We start from the raw sequence: 16997 nt of genomic DNA on the forward strand, positions 1-16997 counted from the left end.
TCATTCCAGCAAGGGCTATTAATGATTTTTTTTGCATATTTGCAGTGTTTTAAAAAATAAAAATGAAATTTTATCCATTAACATTTAAACCAATCCTTAAAGAACGTATTTGGGGTGGAACAAAATTAAAATCCTACTTAAATAAACCTATTTCTTCTGAAATTACAGGAGAAAGTTGGGAATTGTCAACCGTTTCAAATGATGTTAGTGTTGTTGATAACGGTATTTTAAAAGGAAAAAATGTTAACGAATTAATCGAATTGTATCCAAACGAATTTTTAGGATCAGATACAATTGCTCGTTTTGGTAAAGAATTTCCTTTATTATTTAAGTTTTTAGATGCCAAACAAGATTTATCTATTCAACTGCATCCAAATGATGAGTTGGCCAAAAAACGTCACAATTCTCTCGGAAAAACAGAAATGTGGTACGTTATGCAAGCTGACAAAAATGCCCGTTTAATTGTTGGATTCAAAGAAAACACTAATCAAGAAGCCTACAAAAAGCAGTTAGACAATAAAAATTTAATTTCCCTTTTAAATGAAGTTGAGGTAAAGGCAGGAGATGTTTTCTTTTTAGAAACAGGAACAATCCATGCTATTGGCGCAGGAATTGTAATTGCAGAAATTCAACAAACAAGTGATGTGACTTATAGAGTTTATGATTTCGATAGAGTAGATGCTAATGGAAATAAAAGAGAACTACAAACAGAATTCGCTTTAGACGCTTTAAATTATAATGTTGCAAAAGCACACGTTACCTACGATTCTAAAATAAATACTAGTAATAAAGTCGTGCATTGCGATTATTTTAAAACTAATATTATTCCGTTAAAAGAGGTTTATCATTGGAGAAAGACCAAAGAAGCTTTTACAGTTTTAATGTGTACTCAAGGGGAATTTGAAGTGGAATCCAACCACACTATTTCAAAATATAAAATGGGTGATACGGTTTTGTTTCCAGCGATTTTAGATGAAGTTATCTTAAAAGGAAATGCAACTCTGTTAGAAATTTCTATTTAATTTGTTGTTTGACAAATATATTGTGTAATTTTGCATCAAATTTTAAAATAAGAAAAAATGGCAAGCGTTAAGAACTTGAAAAAAGAAATCAACTACGTTTTAGGAGATATTGTAAACATCGTTTACGTTTGGGAAATGACTAATGGAGGAAAACCAACAGAAGAATCAGATAAATTAGTAGATGAAATTTACGAAACATTTGATGGATTAATGTCAAAAGCAAATGTTAAGAAGGTAGAAGACAAAAAAGGACACTTCAAACAAATTCGTTCAGAGTACGAAGCAGCTGCTAATCAGTTTGTTGCAAAATTGAATGAATTAAATTAAAAAAATCATTAAAAAAAGTGCAATTTTTGTTTGGAAATTAAAAATACAAACCTATATTTGCACTCGAAATTTGAGTTGCCAGCGTAGCTCAGCTGGCTAGAGCAGCTGATTTGTAATCAGCAGGTCGTGGGTTCGAGTCCCTCCGCCGGCTCAAATGTAAAGAGGAAAGTGAAAGCTTTCCTCTTTTTTATTTTAACACTATTTAGAATCTTATTTAGTCAATAAAAAAAGTCCATTTAGTATACAATAACTAAATGGACTTTTTTTGTTTTGATTAACAGCCTATTTTTTTTCAATCACCTTTCTCTCTTTAATGTAAGACTTCAACATTTTTCCGTATTTCGATTTAGCTACCTCAGGGTTCATTTTTGCATCAATACTATCCAAATACCTTACATTGATGTCAGCAATCTCTGAAAGCGCTAAAAAAGGGGCAATTTCTTTATCTGCATGAACTGTTGCAAAGTTTGCAATGTATAAATATTTCTTTCTTGTAAGTTTGTTGGCTTCAGTAGAAATACTATCCATACTGTTTTTGTTCTTTGATTTATAGTTTTCTAATTCTTTTTCAACTAAACCCATGTTCTTGTCATTAAACTTAGCCATCATTTGTTTAAACTCATCATACAACACTTGATTCTTAGAACCCGTTATTTTAGCATCAGCAAAAAATGAATTTAATGTGGTTTCAATTTTCATTTCACCTGGTTCAGCAAAAAAGGGTAAATTATTATCAATTGAATTGGTTTGTCCTCTATCTAAAAACAAATACAACATTTCTGGACTTTCAATATTCAAATAAGTATCAAATTTTGAATCTCCTTTGATGATGATACTATCTAATATTTTTAAAGTAGAATCCTGTACTTGCTGAATGTATAATTTTCCTTGACTTAAGCCTTTAATATTTCCTGTTAAATGTAGATTTTTCCCGTCGTTATCTTTATTTTTACACGAAACAAGACTAATGATAACTAGAGCTAAAGCAATTATGTTTTTTGTCATTTTAATTTTTAATTTATTTTTCAAAAGTAATTATTTTTTTTGATTTTAGGATTTTCAGCTATTAGATTTTTACAAACCCTTTTAATCCTTTAATTTTTATTTAGGAGAAGCAACTTCCATTAAGTAAGCACAAAATATAGCGCCATAAGTCCCTACGACATAGCCAAAAATAGCTAGCAAAACACCAACACTTGCTAGAGAAGGATGAAAGGCAGAAGCTACAACAGGTGCAGAAGCTGCTCCACCAACATTGGCTTGACTTCCAACAGCGATAAAGAAATAAGGAGCTCGAATTAATTTAGCTACTCCAAAAATGATGATGAAGTGAATTAACATCCAAACCATACCAACGATTATTAATCCAGGATTATCCATAACAGAACCTAAATCCATTTTCATTCCGATAGAAGCTACTAATATGTAAATAAAAATACTTCCAATTTTTCCTGCACCAGCACCATCATACGCTTTTAACGGGGTGAATGACAAAGAAAGTCCGATTATGGTTGCAATGGTTATCATCCAAAAGAATTCACCACCAAAAGTAGAGGCAAAGCTTGTCACGTCGTTTACACTTTCAAAATTATTTTTAAAGAAAGTACTTAAGACTCCAGCTCCAAAATGTGATAACGCAACAGCAAAAAAGGCAATTGCTAAAATAATCATATAGTCATTTAAAGAGGGATTTCGTTTTACACTTTCTTGGTAACTTGAAACTTTATCTTGTAACTCTTGCACTGAAGAATTGTCCGCTTTTAACCATTTGTTGATGATTTCTTTTTTGCCAATTCCGTATAATAAAAATGCCATTCCAAGATTAGCCACAACAATATCTACAAGAACCATTGCTCCATATTTTTGTGAATTATATTTAAAAATTTCTAACATGGCTGCTTGATTTGCACCACCACCAATCCAGCTTCCTGCAATCGTTGAAAGTCCTCTCCAAACCGCATCTGGACCAGCTCCTCCAACAGTTTCTGGTGAAACCATTGAGATTAATAAAATTGCAATTGGACCTCCTAAAACAATTCCGACAGTTCCAGCTAAAAAGATGATCAATGCTTTTGGTCCAAGATTTAATAAGGCTTTAAAATCGATACTCAAAGTCATTAAAACTAAAGCAGCAGGTAATAAATAACGGCTTGCAATAAAATATACATTTGAACTTTTTTCTACTTCTTCACCAGCATCATTAATTATAATCCATTCGGGTGAAATTATGTTAAATGAATTTAAAATTGCAGGTAACAAATAACACATTAAAAGAGCCGGAACAACACCGTAGAATTTTTTCCAAAACCCTTCTTCTTTTCCAGAAGTATAAAAAACAAGGCCTAAAAGAAGCATTAAAATTCCAAAAACTATTGTATCATCCGTAAAAAAAGGTGCGTTTCTCATTTGTTTTATTTAAGTCACGAAAATAAACAAAAAATCCTCAAAATACTATGTAAATTGAGGATTCTGTTTTTATTGTCGTAGTTTGTTTAGATCCTGTATCAAGTTCAGGATGACAAAATAGAATGATTAACCTTTTAACCAAGCTTCACGTAAAGCTTCTTTACTTTTGTCAGTTGCCATATAACCTTCTTTAGTTTCTTTTGGCATAACTATTTTTCCTTTGATGTCTATTTCTTTTCCATCACGTTTGATTTTCATAGTGATTGCATCACCATCTTTCCATCCAAAAGAAGCACCAACCGTTTGATTAATATTAGTTAAGTCTAATTTTGTCCCGTTAATTTCAAGAAGAATATCATTGTTTTTTAATCCTAATTCTTTCATAAAAGCATTGATTTCAATTTCTGGTAAATAGAAAAAGGCTTTTGTTTCAGGATTATAAGAAATAATAGGTTGATTTCCTCCAACTAAAAATGGATTCCCAGTTGCTTCAACTTTTGACTCAGTCACTCCCATTTTAGCAAAGTATTCTGAGTAAGGAATTGGCGTTTCTCCTGCTACATATTTGTTTAAAAATGCTCCAACTGATGGGTAAGTTAATTCAGTGATTTTAGCGAATAACTCTTCATCTTTAAATGCTTTTTTAGTTCCATATTCATTAGATAAATCTTGCATTAATTGCAAAATACCTTTTTGACCGTTACTTTTTTCTCTAATTTCAATATCTAAGCACATTGCAATTAAAGCTCCTTTTTGATACACATTTATATATTGATCTTTGTAAGGATCTTTTAAAACGTTTTTACTCATTTTAGTAAAACTCATTTTGTCATTCATGTTGCTTGCTTGAGCAATTTTTTCTGACATTCTTTGGTAAAAAGCATCTTCTTCGATTAGTCCTTGATTTACTTGGAATAAGTTAGCAAAATATTCAGTCACACCTTCATACATCCATAAATGTTCTGACATTTGAGGTTTGTTGAAATCAAAATATTGAATTTCGTTAGAATGAACGGTTAATGGCGTTACAATATGAAAAAATTCGTGAGAAACTACATCTTTTAATTGTTCTTGAAGCATTTCTAAGCCCATCATTTCTGGCATAACAACTGTTGTAGAAGTTGGATGTTCTAATGCACCAAATCCTTTTGCGTCAGTTGGTGACATGCTTGATAGGTATAATAAGATTGCGTATTTTTTTGTGGCATCAAATTTTCCTAAGAATTTCTTTTGCGCACGCATCATGTTTTCCATGTAAGGAGTAATTTCTTTAGCCGTGTATTTTCCTGTTGGAGAATAAACTGAAATGATAATTTCCATATCATCAACCATAAATGAAGTAAAATCTGGTTTAGCATACATAATTGGCATTTCAACCAAAGAAGCATATTTTGAAGCCATAAATACATCTGAAGTATCTGTAGCATCTAAATCGTTCATAGCAGAAACTCCTAATAAAGTTGCTGGATGAGTTATTGTAAGCTTATAAGGTGTTTCTTCTTTAGTTGTGAAGTAACCTACAAAACCGTGTAAGTTTAGCATGAAGTTTTTTCCTGCATCAATGTTTGTTCCAGCAGGAGAAAACACATCATCACTTTCGCCAAAACCACCACCTTTTTCAATATCATAAGTATCGTTAACTAGATAAGTAACTTTTGATAATTTAGTAGCGTCACTAATAGTATAAGAATTGACATCTAATTTCGTAACTCTTAAAGGATTTCCTTTTGCATCAAAAGCTTTTACATCTTCAATATATTTACCGTAGTCATCATCAGAATAAGTTCCTGGAACGATTTTAGGAATATTAAATGTTGCTGTTTCAGTAGTAAAAGTTGGAGCAAGAATGCTTACCATTACTTTGTCTTCTTTTACGTTAACTAAATCAATAGTAACTTCTACATCATTTTGTTTTGAAGCGTTTGTAGTTGCGGTTTTACAACTAAATAAGAAACTTGCTAGTGCAAGCGTTAAAATTATTTTTTTCATTTAAGCTGAATTTATTTCAGCATCTTTTTGTGCTGAAAATTTAATAGTACCAATAAGTAGTTTTTTATTGAAAAATGTTACAATTTAAAGTGATTTTATAAATGAATTAATAGTTTCAGATAATTTATTGATGATTGGTAAATCTGGATTAGAATAAGATTTTATATTTTCTTCATCAGCATTGATTTCTTTGAAAATATGATTCATTTTATCAATAATTTTTAGTTCAGAATTTGGATTTGCTTCGTGTAATAATTTAGCTTCACTTTCTGCTACTTGAATGTCTTTTGTGCCATTTATGATGAGAATAGGCATTTTTAATTTTTTAATTTCTTCTTGCGGATTATAATTCATCCAAGTAATCATATAAGGTTGAACGCTTTCTCTAAAAATAGAAGCTAACATTTGATTTTCTAACTCAAAAGTTTTTCCTTCTTTTAAAATTTTGAAGTTTTCCTCGGTTTTAGCTTTCAAAAAAGGAGCTTGTTTTTCAATTTGTTCTGTAATAATTAAATCAATAGTTCTTCCTGCACCAGCTAAAGAAATATAAGCATCTGCATTGTCTTTTGCAGCAATCATTCCAATTAAAGAACCTTCACTGTGACCCGCAATAATGATTTTATTGTATTTTTTTTGGTTTTTGAAATAAGTGATAATCTCTTTTACATCAGTAATAAAATCATCAAAACGAAGTGATTTTTCGTCTAAGGTTCCTTCTTTCATTTGGGAAATGATTCTTTTGTCAAAACTAAAAGCAACATTTCCGTCTTTAGCAATAGCTTCAGCTAAGTATTTTAAGGAATTATTTTGCATTCCAGGCTGATTTCCATTTCTATTAGTTGGGCCAGAACCAGCAATTATGATTACTAAATTTGGTTTTGATAAAGTGTTCTCTAACGAGAAAAGCGTTCCTTTTATTAGTAAGTTTACTTCGACATCTTCTGTTTTTACTTCTTGAGCGAAAACAACTAGTGGAAATAGTAATAAGAATATAATTTTTTTCATTTTTAGATATTTAAAAGTTGATAAGTGTATGATGATATGAAATTTGCAATAAGAATTACAAGAATAAATAATACAATCTGTTTGGTCGTTTTTGCATTTGTAGCTGTTTTGAAACCATTCCACAATAAGACGACAAGCCATATTATTCCAACTAAACTTAGTATTGATGTTAGGAATAAAATAAAATATTCTTGGGTTGAAATAGTTATACTATTTAAATCACTTAGACTTTCTAAGAGTTTGTTGGAAATAGTTGAAGATGCATCATTAATATTTGCAAGAGTTGTTAGGTAAAACGGAATTCTGGCAATTAGGCTTACATTTAAAATATCTATATACCTGGTTTTTGAATTGAAATATTTTCCCAAAACAAATAAAAAAATGGACAAAATGAGCGTTAAAACGATATTTTGAAGTAAATGATTGATAAAGCTAACTTTGTTTGTAAAGGAAATATGTAAAATACTATCAAATATTGCATTGAATTGATGTCCTAAAAAAGAACCAATAAACAAAAATAATATTCCAAAAATAAGCAATTGCTTTTCAGAAAATTTTTCAAATGGATTTAAAAGTGTTTTAATCATTTTGTATTGATTTTATAATTTTTGATAGTTCTTCTGGTTTTTGAGTTCCTATTAAAATAGAGTCTTTGAAAGAATTCTTATTAGTGTAATGTATTTTTAATCCTTTGTTGCCAGAGATATTATAAGCACCTAATCGAATTCCCCAACCACCATAATCCACAATTGGATTGTATTTTATGACTTCTATTTTTTCAATATTTTGAAATTTGTATGTTTTATGAATTCCAAAAGGAAAGAACTTAATTTCAATTCGGTCGTTATGTACTTTAGTTTTTAGACTCATAATATAGAAAAGTATAGATACTAAAAGCACTATTACAATAGGAATAATGGCTAAACTTTTTGAACTATTCCCATAGTTTTTTTCAATAAATATTTTGTAAAATATAAAACCATTTAAGCCTAAAATCAATAACCAGAACCACCATTGTCGAAATTGCTGTTTTTCTTCAAATAAGATTTTTTCTTCCATAATTTTTAAATTTTCAATCATTCAATTTTTTAATCTTCTCTATCATATCATCTAATTTATTGCGAACAGTAGGATAGCTGTTTCCCATTTGGATTGCCATTTCTTTTAGACTACCGCTGGTTAGGAAAAATTGAAGAATAAAGTTTTGTTCTTCTTCTGAAAGTTGTGATAATATAGGTAGTGGATAATTTCCAGAAACTGTAGTTTCACAGTTTTGACAACTTAATTGCGTTACAACAAGAGTGCTTTCACAGCTTGGACAATTTTTAGGAAATTTAGGTTTCATATAAAATATATTTATACAAATATAAATATTATTTAATATAAAATTAATAAAATTAAAGTATATTTTATTTTTTTTAAATAAAAGTAAAAAAAAAACGCTTGATGAACAAGCGTTAAAATTTAATCAAATTTATTTTTTATGTAGTATTTTGCGTCTAAATCATCGTCTTCAATGACATTAAATTTCATTGGTTTTGGTTTTGGTTTGCTTGCAATGGCTTTCTTTTTCCATAACTCAAATTTTTCTTTATTGAGTTTCTTTCGCATAAATTCATTGACATCATTTTCTACAATACCAAATTCTTCTTTAATGACTTCATAAGGTTTTTTCTCCTCTTGAGCCATGCTAACAATTCGCTCTAAAGTTTCATTGTCTAATTCTGAAATTTTACTTTTTTTCATTTTATGAGAATTACTTCACATTTTTTAAAGGGTTATTAATTACAATATTAGCAAAAAATGTGCAATTTTTCAATATTCATTTTATTTTTAACAATTTGATAAAATATAAACGTTAATTAATTAATTTTATAAGAAATATTTATAAAATTGTTCTAAACGTTAAATTTACTCTAGGTTTTTTAGAACTTGTTGATTTAGGGATTTGATGTTTATAATGAATTTGACTACCTTCTTTCATCAAAATTAAACTCCCGTGTTTTAAAATTAAATTTTGTTTGGCTTCTTTTATAGTATTGTGTTTCAGTTGAAAATTACGTTCTTCTCCCAAACTAATTGACGCAATTATTGGATTTCGACCTAATTCTTTTTCATTATCAGCATGCCAGCCATTACTATCTTTTTCATTTCTATATAAATTTGCAAGTACAGTTGTAAAATTGTGATTTGCTTTTTCTTCAACTAACTCCTTTAAATATATTAAAGTTGCATTCCATGGATAAGGATTCATAATTATATTTGAGTATTTATAAGGCTTACCTTCGTTGCCATATAAAGCAGTTAGTCTGGGTTGTAAATGGTTTTTTCCATAGACAGTGATTGTGTCTTGTTTCCAAGGAATTTCATTATATAATAACTTAAAGAGTTCATCTGCTTTTTCTTTATTTAAAAAGTTTGGATAGTACTCAAATACCGCATCAGGTAAGTTTAAAATTATTTTTTCTTCTGGGAATAGATTTAGCATTTTTTTAGATATATAAATATGCCCAATAAATCAAAAGAAACTGCAAAGGAAGTCGTGAAATTAGTACCCATTTAGGTAATCTTAAACTTGCTTTTTCATTTTGTAACATGTAAAAATGAGTAGCAAAAAAACCAAGTAATAAAATGATTATTCCTATTGCAGCAATTGGGGCTAATACTTCAAATAATAACATAATTCCAAATACAATTTCTAATAAACCACTTACTTTATTTACTAAAGAAGCATTAGGAATATAAGGAGGAATTATTTTAATATACAGTTTTGGATTTCTAAAATGATTTATACCAGCAATGATATAAATAAAAGCCATTACATATTGATGCCAAGGTAAATTCATAGTTACTTTTTTACGAATTTAATGAAATCAATTGATTATTTACGAATTTTAGAAAAGTTAATATTCATAATCACGATAGCAAAAATAATTAAAAGAACTCCAAGCCATTGTGAAACAACAACTGTTTCGTTTAAAATAAAATAAGCCATCATTACAGAAACTGGTAATTCCAAAGAGGAAACAATGCTTCCTAAACCTAATCCAATATGAGGAAATCCAGAATTCATTAACATAGGTGGGATTATAGTTCCGAAAAGGGCTAAAACAATTCCCCATTTCATAAAAATTTCCGTGTTAAAAGGTGTCGTTTGCGTAAATAAAGCAAAACCAGCCACAATAACTGCACCACCTAGAAGCATGTATAAACTTCTTTGTGCTGATGAAATTCCGAGTGCGATTTTATTTGCCGTAAACATTGTTGTTGTAAATGAACATGCAGCTAAGAATCCAAAAAATAAACCTTTCCATTCTATTTCAACGCTTGAGTTTAATAAATTGGTTGCTAATAAAGTTCCAAAAAGAACAATAATAACTGCAAATATCTTCTGTTTTGAGGGTGCTTTTTTATCTAAAAACCATTCTAATAAAACACCAATCCAAACCGATTGCATTAACATTACAATTGCTATGGAAACATCAATATATTTAACACATAAATAATAGAAAACGCTTGTCATTCCTAATGAAGTACCAGCCAACATCAATTGAAAAACATTCTTTTTAGTAGCTTTTAATGCAACAGTTTTAGCTTGTTGTTTTTGAAATAAATTGATAATTAAAATTCCAATTATTCCATATATAAATTGAGATGAAGTTACTTCAGCAGTTGTAAAACCTTCTTGATAAGCAAGTTTTACAAACGTAGCTAACATTCCGTAGCTCGTTGCACCTAACCCAACTAAAAAAACTCCTTTAATAATATTGTTGTTCGACATTTTCTAATTTTTAAAAAGCCTGCAAAGATAGTTTTTCTTTTTATAGGTTGTCTAAAATAAAAAAGGATTTACTAGTTAAAGTAAATCCTTTTAAAAGTTATTTGTTTTATATTAAAAAGCGTTTACAATTGCCAAGAAATCATCTGCTTTTAAAGCTGCTCCACCAATTAAACCACCGTCTACATCAGGATTTGAGAAAATTTCTTTTGCATTATCAGGTTTCACACTTCCACCATAAAGAATTGAAACATTTTCAGCTACTTCTTGCCCATATACTTTATCGATTAAAGTACGGATAAATTTATGCATTTCTTGTGCCTGAGCTGGGGAAGCAGTTTCACCAGTTCCAATTGCCCAAACAGGCTCGTAAGCAAGAACAATATTTTTCCAAGCACTTTTATCTAAATGAAATAATCCATCACGTAATTGATATTCTACTACATTAAAATGGTTGTTTATTTGTCTGTCTTTTAATTCTTCACCAAAGCAAAAAATTACACGCATTTCATGTTTCAATGCAGTGTCAACTTTAAGTGCTAATAAGGCATCAGTTTCATGAAAGTAAGCACGTCTTTCGCTATGTCCAATAATTACAGTGTTTATACCAATTGATGTAAGCATGTCAGCCGAAATTTCACCTGTAAAAGCACCACCTTCTGCTTGATGCATGTTTTGAGCTGCAACCGTAATTCCTTTTCCTTTTGTTGTTTCAACAGCAGTTAAAAGGTTTACAAATGTTGGTGCAACAACTATTTCAGTATTATTTGCTTCTTTTTTTAATATAATTTCTTCAAGAAGTGACATGGTTTCTTGATTGTTTTTATGCATTTTCCAGTTTCCTGCAACGATGTGTTTTCTCATTTTTTATGATTTTTCGATTTTTCGATTTTTTGACAATTAGATTTTCGAAATATCTAATAATCTAATAATCGAATCATCAGTTTTATTTTAGTTTCTCCAATGTTTCAATCAACTTGTCATCATCAGCTTCAATTACTTTAAATAAAGCAATTTTTCCAGTTTTATCTACAACCATGTATCTTGGAATCCAACTTAAATTGATTGATTTTCCAAAAACACCTTTCATTCCGTCAGCGATTAAATAATGTTCTCCTTGAACGTCATATTTTTCAATACCTTTAAGCCAAGAATCATGATTTTTGTCTACAGAAAGGAATAAATAAGTTGCGTCAGGATAGTTTTCTTGTAAGGTTTTGACTTTAGGCATTCCTTTGATGCAATCACTGCACCAAGAAGCCCAAACATCAATAACAATAGTTTTTCCTTCATATTTTTTTAAAATTTCCTGAAAAGTGATGTCTGTGTTTTCGACAGTCTTCATTGTATTTGATAAAGCTTCTTCTTTAAATTCAGTTTGTTGTGCTTGTGAGCATGAAAATGTACCTAAAGCTATTGCGATTATTGAAATTATTTTTTTCATTGCTTTTTATTTAATTTTTGAATAAGGTTGTTTTACCATTTTCTCTAAGGCTTTTCCATTAAATTGATTTGCATCAATTCCGTCATACATTTTAATCTTATTTCCGTTCCATAAGTATAAAACTCCAGGAGTATTTCGGTTATCACCTAATTCATTCCAAAATGGAATAATTTCAATGATTTTATACGGATAAGTTGCTTCTGCGATTTTAAAGAATTCAGGAATTTTGAAAGCTTCTTCATTCATAAAAATAATTTTCACTTCTGGGAAATTCTTGTCTTTTTTTCGCATAGCTGTTAACTCTTTAGCTGCGTGTTGACAGTGGTCACAACCTGGTGCAAAAAAGCAAAGTATTTTTTTACCTTTATCTATATCAGCATAAAATTTGGCATAACCTGATTTTGATGCTTTTGGTTCGTCAACAACTTCTTTTATTTCTTCTGTTTTTTTGACAGTATCTTTCTTTGTTTCAGAAATAACAGGTTCAGAATTTATAAAAGTTGAATCTATTTCAATTGGAATAATAGCATTAATTTCTTCTGTTGTTGGGTTTTCAAGTATTGTTTCAACGGGTCTAATTGGAGCCAACATAAACAATCCTAAAACAGAGGCTAATGTTATTGTTGAAGTAAACCACAAACGACTTTTTACAGTGTCAGGGATTTTAAGCATAAGCAACCAAATTAATAACCCAATAGCAACAATATTTTTTATAATTGCTTCGATGGGAGTCATTGGCAATAGACTTCCAAAACAACCACAGTTTCCAGAATTCCCACCCGTTTTAAATGTTTCATAAGCCAGATGAATGGTAAACACAGCTAATAATAATATAGAAGCAGGTGTAATTACTTTTCTGATTTTGACAGGTAATAAAAATAATAATCCTAAAGCTAATTCAATTCCGATTAAAAATCTAGAAAAATAAGGAGCTATGTTTTCTGTAAAACCTAAAGGATAAAGCTGTTTTACCTCAAAAGTTGATATAGCAAAATAAGGTGAAGGATATAATTTTGCAACTGCTGATAGTATAAAAAGGCCAGCAATTATGATTCTAATTATCCAAGAAAGTGCGTATTTGTTCATAAAATAAAGTTGAATTGTAAAATTACAATTTCTAAAATTAAATTTTGTTAATAGAATGTTATAGCGTTGTTATTATGAATCTTTACCCATTAATATCAATGCAAAAATGGAATAGTTAATCATGTCTTGATAATTGGCATCAATTCCTTCAGAAACTAAAGTTTTGCCTTTGTTGTCTTCAATTTGCTTCACGCGAAGTAACTTTTGTAGAATCAAATCAGTTAAACTATTTACACGCATTTCTCTCCAAGCTTCACCATAATCGTGGTTTTTGTTTTCCATCAATTCTTTGGTTAGCGCTACCTTTTCATCATATAATTTTATACCTTCTTCAAAACCTAAGTCAGGTTGATCAGCGATTCCTTTATCAATTTGAATTAAAGCCATGATGCAATAATTGATGATTCCAATAAATTCAGATGTTTCATCTTCATCTACTTTTCGGACTTCATTTTCTTGTAAACTTCGAATTCTTTGGGCTTTTATGAATATTTGGTCGGTTAGTGATGGCAAACGCAAAATTCTCCATGCACTACCGTAATCTTTCATTTTCTTAGAATATAATTCTCTGCAAATTGCAATAATTGAATCATATTGTTTTGATGTATTCTTCATTAGAATTGTATCTTTGTATATAATTTTCAAAAATAGAGCTTTTTTTTAGATTTTCGGATTTTCAGAAAGCAGATTTTCAGACAAAAGATGGAAAACCTACAACCTACAACTTACAACCTACAACCTTCTATTAATTGCAAAGGACAACTTATAGATTTATCGCAACCCAAAGTTATGGGGATTTTAAATATTACACCCAATTCATTTTATGATGGTGGAAAGTATAAAGATGAAGCTCAGATTTTAAATCAAGTTGAAAAGATGTTGAAAGATGGTGCAACATTTATTGATGTTGGTGCCTATTCGAGTAAACCCAATGCAGAATTTGTTTCAGAAGAACAAGAACTCAATCGTTTGTTGCCTATTATTGAATTATTGATTGAAAAATTTCCTACTATTTTACTTTCTGTGGATACTTTTAGAAGTCAAGTTGCTAAAATTGCTGTTGAAAATGGAGTTACTATAGTAAATGATATTTCGGCAGGAATGTTAGATGAAAAAATGATTGAAACGGTGGCGAAATTACAAGTTCCTTATATTATGATGCACATGAGAGGGAATCCTCAGAATATGCAAAGTCTGACAAATTATGAAGATATTGTTAAGGAGATGATTTATTATTTTTCAGAACGAATTAGTGTTGCAAGAAGTTTTGGTTTGAATGACATCATCATTGATCCAGGATTTGGTTTTGCCAAGACGTTGGAACAGAATTATGAAGTGCTTCAGAAATTAGAATTATTTTCAATATTAGATTTGCCATTATTGGCAGGAATTTCGAGGAAATCTATGATTTATAAAACATTAGAAAATTCAGCAGAAGAAGCTTTAAATGGAACAACCGTTTTAAATACAATTGCATTACAAAAAGGAGCAAAAATTCTACGTGTTCATGATGTTAAAGAAGCTGTGGAATGTGTCACTTTATTCAATAAATTAAATTAGATTCTGAATCAAGTTCAGAATGACAAAGAAAACATGAAAAAATTACTTTTTATATCAATAGCTCTACTTTTTATTTCTTGTAAAAAACAAGATGTGCAATTGCCAAAATCTAATAAAACAATTTTAAAAGATATTCAGGATCATTCACCTGTTTACATGTTTTTTAAAGTTACAGAAAAAGACACAACTTTTGAAGTTAATCGCCAGAACACCATCAGTACAACCAATTGGGTTTTCAATATTGATAAGCGTTTATCTTTAAAATTAGTCATTCCAGAAGTGATGAAATTGCAAGAAAAAAAGAAAAACTCATCCCATACAAAAGAAGGAGCAATTAATGTTTACTCTTATGCAGATTCGATTGGAAAAAATTTAGCTTTTTTACCTTTTACAAATGTCTCATATAGATATGATAATGAATTTTCTAAGTTTTACATCATTGATAATAACAAAGTGTATTTGAGTTTTCAAAACTTCAGTGTGAATTTCAATAAAGAAAATAAAATTACCGTTGACGGGAATGATATTGAAAGAGAAGAATTTGTCGAATTTATAAAAGACTATGTTCCATTTGTAAGTCAAGGAAGACCAGCTTTATTGCATTTAAATTTTGAAGTAAATTTAACGCATGACCAATACATTCAAAATAAAGTTATGCTTAATGAAGTTTTATCAGATAGCATAGCATTTTCTCCAATTGAGTTTATTTACGATACAAAGAAATTACCAGAATGCGGGTGTAAATTGTAATTTGATTGTTCGATTATTTGATTATTCGAACAATCTAAAAGTCTAATAATCTATTTTTCCTACTGATGATGATATGGTTCATTTTTTAAAATCGTAAAACCACGATAAAGCTGTTCAATTACAAACAACCGAACCATTTGATGCGAAAAAGTCATTTCCGATAAAGAGACTTTTCCATTTGCTTTTTGGTAAACTGATTCGCTAAAACCGTAAGGTCCACCAATTACAAAAACTAAGGTTTTAATTCCAGCATTCATTTTCTTTTGTAGAAATTCTGAAAACCCAACACTTGAAAAAGTTTTTCCGTTTTCGTCTAATAAAATTAGATTATCAGTTGGAGTTATTTTAGATAAAATCAATTCTCCTTCTTTTTCTTTTTGTTGAGCTTCGGAAAGGTTTTTAACGTTTTTTATATCAGGAATAATTTCCAAATCAAACTTTATGTAAAACGACAAACGTTTGGTGTATTCTTCAATTAAGGTTTGAAGATTTTTATTGTCTGTTTTGCCAATCGTAATTAGTTTGATGTTCATTTTCTGATTTTCTACAAAAGTAATTAAAATAAAATTCTTTGTTTTGAGTTTAATACTTATAATCCTTTTTAATGAAAAATATTTTAGTATTCATATTCTTCGCTTTTATAAGTTGTAAAGATACTTCTTCAAATAAATTATTTTCTGAAATAAAAGTTATTGAAGAGTCAAAGAAAGATTATTCAAAAACCCATAAAGGAGCTTTAGCATTTTGTAAAGAAAAAGGTTTTGAGGAAGACTATTATTTTTTAGTTGATTTGAGCATTCATTCAGGTAAAAAAAGATTTTTTATTTATGATTTTATAGCTAAAAAAGTTACAGATAAAAATCTTGTTACTCATGGAAGTTGCGATAAATTTGAAGACAACGATACTAAATGGGAAAAGGTCAAGTTTAGTAATAAGGAAGGTAGTCATTGTTCTTCAATTGGGAAATATAAAATTGGAAAACGAGATTATAGCAGTTGGGGAATTAATGTAAAATATTGGTTGCATGGTTTAGAAACTTCTAATAACAAAGCAGTTGAGAGAGTTGTTGTTCTTCATTCTTGGAATGCAGTTAAGAATACAGAAATATATCCAAAATATTCACCTTTAAGCTGGGGTTGTCCTGCTGTTTCTAATGAATTTATGAAAGTGTTAGATGAAAAATTAAAAACATCAGAAAAGCCTGTTTTACTTTGGATTATTGAGTAATTATTCTTTTTCTTCTTCTATCATATCACTCAAGTGAACTCTTAATGCAGTTACAGAAATGCTAATTTCCCAAAAAGATAAAGCTAGAGAAACAAGTAAACAAAGCATACTTGCTCCAAAAAGATAAATGCCAATCATTTGTTGATTTAAAAAAAGTAAAAGCATTGCAAAAACTGATAAAAACAAACACATTACCCCAAACAATTGCATGTAACGAATTAAAGTCAATCTTAAATTTAAATTTTTAATTTGCAGTAAGATATTTTTAGTATGTTCTTGATCATAAGTTTTTTTTAAACCACGAACAATTTGAGCTATAGTTAAAAAGCGATTAGTATAAGCCAATAAAATTAAAGAAGTTGCAGAAAAAAGTAAAGCTGGAGTTTCTATGTTTAATGTCAT

The 16997-nt window shown here is 29.4% G+C and carries 22 protein-coding genes and 1 tRNA gene; 6 read left to right on the forward strand and 17 right to left on the reverse strand.

Going from position 1 to position 16997, the window contains the following annotated elements; all coding sequences use genetic code 11:
• The first annotated feature begins 56 nt into the window (after nt 1-56).
• From AAC008_RS04975 to AAC008_RS04985, 3 genes are all read left to right on the forward strand, one after another.
• Nucleotides 57-1022 (forward strand): type I phosphomannose isomerase catalytic subunit, encoded by a 966-nt coding sequence (locus tag AAC008_RS04975; protein WP_339888141.1) that lies wholly within the window; start codon nt 57-59, stop codon nt 1020-1022.
• Between the two features lie 57 nt (nt 1023-1079).
• A complete protein-coding gene (locus AAC008_RS04980) occupies nt 1080-1349 on the forward strand; it encodes a hypothetical protein (protein ID WP_339887790.1) in 270 nt (89 codons plus the stop codon).
• A gap of 77 nt (nt 1350-1426) precedes the next feature.
• Nucleotides 1427-1500: transfer RNA gene (locus tag AAC008_RS04985), tRNA-Thr, on the forward strand.
• A gap of 131 nt (nt 1501-1631) precedes the next feature.
• On the opposite strand, the gene AAC008_RS04990 is transcribed toward AAC008_RS04985, so the two are convergent.
• The 15 genes from AAC008_RS04990 to AAC008_RS05060 all read right to left on the reverse strand — a co-directional run bounded on the left by AAC008_RS04990 (nt 1632) and on the right by AAC008_RS05060 (nt 13672).
• Nucleotides 1632-2354: a DUF4369 domain-containing protein gene (locus tag AAC008_RS04990; protein WP_339887791.1), complete on the reverse strand. Its 723-nt coding sequence runs from the start codon at nt 2352-2354 to the stop codon at nt 1632-1634.
• 96 nt (nt 2355-2450) lie between these two features.
• Nucleotides 2451-3755 (reverse strand): DUF819 family protein, encoded by a 1305-nt coding sequence (locus tag AAC008_RS04995; RefSeq protein ID WP_339887793.1) that lies wholly within the window; start codon nt 3753-3755, stop codon nt 2451-2453.
• Nucleotides 3756-3881: 126 nt separating this feature from the next.
• Nucleotides 3882-5744, reverse strand: a complete 1863-nt coding sequence (locus tag AAC008_RS05000; RefSeq protein WP_339887794.1) for a peptidase M61 — start codon at nt 5742-5744, stop codon at nt 3882-3884.
• Nucleotides 5745-5828: 84 nt separating this feature from the next.
• Nucleotides 5829-6749: an alpha/beta hydrolase gene (locus AAC008_RS05005; protein WP_339887795.1), complete on the reverse strand. Its 921-nt coding sequence runs from the start codon at nt 6747-6749 to the stop codon at nt 5829-5831.
• A 2-nt stretch (nt 6750-6751) separates the two neighbouring features.
• Nucleotides 6752-7336: a YIP1 family protein gene (locus tag AAC008_RS05010; RefSeq protein ID WP_339887796.1), complete on the reverse strand. Its 585-nt coding sequence runs from the start codon at nt 7334-7336 to the stop codon at nt 6752-6754.
• Nucleotides 7329-7808, reverse strand: a complete 480-nt coding sequence (locus tag AAC008_RS05015; RefSeq protein WP_339887797.1) for a hypothetical protein — start codon at nt 7806-7808, stop codon at nt 7329-7331. Before AAC008_RS05015 ends, AAC008_RS05010 begins: the two co-directional genes overlap by 8 nt.
• A gap of 13 nt (nt 7809-7821) precedes the next feature.
• Entirely contained in the window at nt 7822-8094 is a 273-nt protein-coding gene (locus AAC008_RS05020; protein WP_339887799.1) for a DUF2089 family protein, read from the reverse strand.
• 119 nt (nt 8095-8213) lie between these two features.
• The gene (locus tag AAC008_RS05025) at nt 8214-8495 is read right to left on the reverse strand and encodes a DUF2805 domain-containing protein (protein ID WP_339887800.1); all 282 of its coding nucleotides are present in this window, start codon (nt 8493-8495) and stop codon (nt 8214-8216) included.
• A gap of 139 nt (nt 8496-8634) precedes the next feature.
• Complete coding sequence (locus AAC008_RS05030; protein ID WP_339887801.1) at nt 8635-9237, reverse strand: alpha-ketoglutarate-dependent dioxygenase AlkB; 603 nt, start codon at nt 9235-9237, stop codon at nt 8635-8637.
• A 4-nt stretch (nt 9238-9241) separates the two neighbouring features.
• Nucleotides 9242-9595, reverse strand: coding sequence for a MauE/DoxX family redox-associated membrane protein (locus AAC008_RS05035; protein WP_339887802.1), 354 nt, complete (start codon nt 9593-9595; stop codon nt 9242-9244).
• Nucleotides 9596-9630: 35 nt separating this feature from the next.
• A complete protein-coding gene (locus tag AAC008_RS05040) occupies nt 9631-10530 on the reverse strand; it encodes a DMT family transporter (RefSeq protein ID WP_339887803.1) in 900 nt (299 codons plus the stop codon).
• Nucleotides 10531-10641: 111 nt separating this feature from the next.
• A complete protein-coding gene (gene tpiA, locus AAC008_RS05045; protein WP_339887805.1) occupies nt 10642-11391 on the reverse strand; it encodes a triose-phosphate isomerase in 750 nt (249 codons plus the stop codon).
• A gap of 82 nt (nt 11392-11473) precedes the next feature.
• Complete coding sequence (locus tag AAC008_RS05050; protein WP_339887807.1) at nt 11474-11971, reverse strand: TlpA disulfide reductase family protein; 498 nt, start codon at nt 11969-11971, stop codon at nt 11474-11476.
• A gap of 6 nt (nt 11972-11977) precedes the next feature.
• Complete coding sequence (locus AAC008_RS05055) at nt 11978-13057, reverse strand: MauE/DoxX family redox-associated membrane protein (protein ID WP_339887809.1); 1080 nt, start codon at nt 13055-13057, stop codon at nt 11978-11980.
• Nucleotides 13058-13129: 72 nt separating this feature from the next.
• Entirely contained in the window at nt 13130-13672 is a 543-nt protein-coding gene (locus AAC008_RS05060; RefSeq protein ID WP_339887810.1) for a DUF1599 domain-containing protein, read from the reverse strand.
• A gap of 87 nt (nt 13673-13759) precedes the next feature.
• On the opposite strand from AAC008_RS05060, the gene folP reads away from it, so the two are divergent.
• Together folP and AAC008_RS05070 are read left to right on the forward strand one after the other, a co-directional pair.
• Nucleotides 13760-14617, forward strand: coding sequence for a dihydropteroate synthase (folP, locus tag AAC008_RS05065; protein WP_339887811.1), 858 nt, complete (start codon nt 13760-13762; stop codon nt 14615-14617).
• Nucleotides 14618-14650: 33 nt separating this feature from the next.
• Nucleotides 14651-15367, forward strand: coding sequence for a hypothetical protein (locus AAC008_RS05070; protein ID WP_339887812.1), 717 nt, complete (start codon nt 14651-14653; stop codon nt 15365-15367).
• A gap of 59 nt (nt 15368-15426) precedes the next feature.
• Here AAC008_RS05070 and rlmH read toward each other — a convergent pair whose 3' ends face one another.
• The gene (gene rlmH / locus AAC008_RS05075; protein ID WP_339887814.1) at nt 15427-15900 is read right to left on the reverse strand and encodes a 23S rRNA (pseudouridine(1915)-N(3))-methyltransferase RlmH; all 474 of its coding nucleotides are present in this window, start codon (nt 15898-15900) and stop codon (nt 15427-15429) included.
• Nucleotides 15901-15971: 71 nt separating this feature from the next.
• Here rlmH and AAC008_RS05080 point away from each other — a divergent pair, with 71 nt between their 5' ends.
• Nucleotides 15972-16595: a murein L,D-transpeptidase catalytic domain-containing protein gene (locus tag AAC008_RS05080; RefSeq protein WP_339887815.1), complete on the forward strand. Its 624-nt coding sequence runs from the start codon at nt 15972-15974 to the stop codon at nt 16593-16595.
• Here the strand turns inward: AAC008_RS05080 and AAC008_RS05085 are convergent, their stop codons facing one another.
• Nucleotides 16596-16997, reverse strand: coding sequence for a DUF2721 domain-containing protein (locus tag AAC008_RS05085; RefSeq protein ID WP_339887816.1), 402 nt, complete (start codon nt 16995-16997; stop codon nt 16596-16598).

It is taken from the genome of uncultured Flavobacterium sp. (assembly GCF_963975515.1).
Classification (GTDB): domain Bacteria; phylum Bacteroidota; class Bacteroidia; order Flavobacteriales; family Flavobacteriaceae; genus Flavobacterium.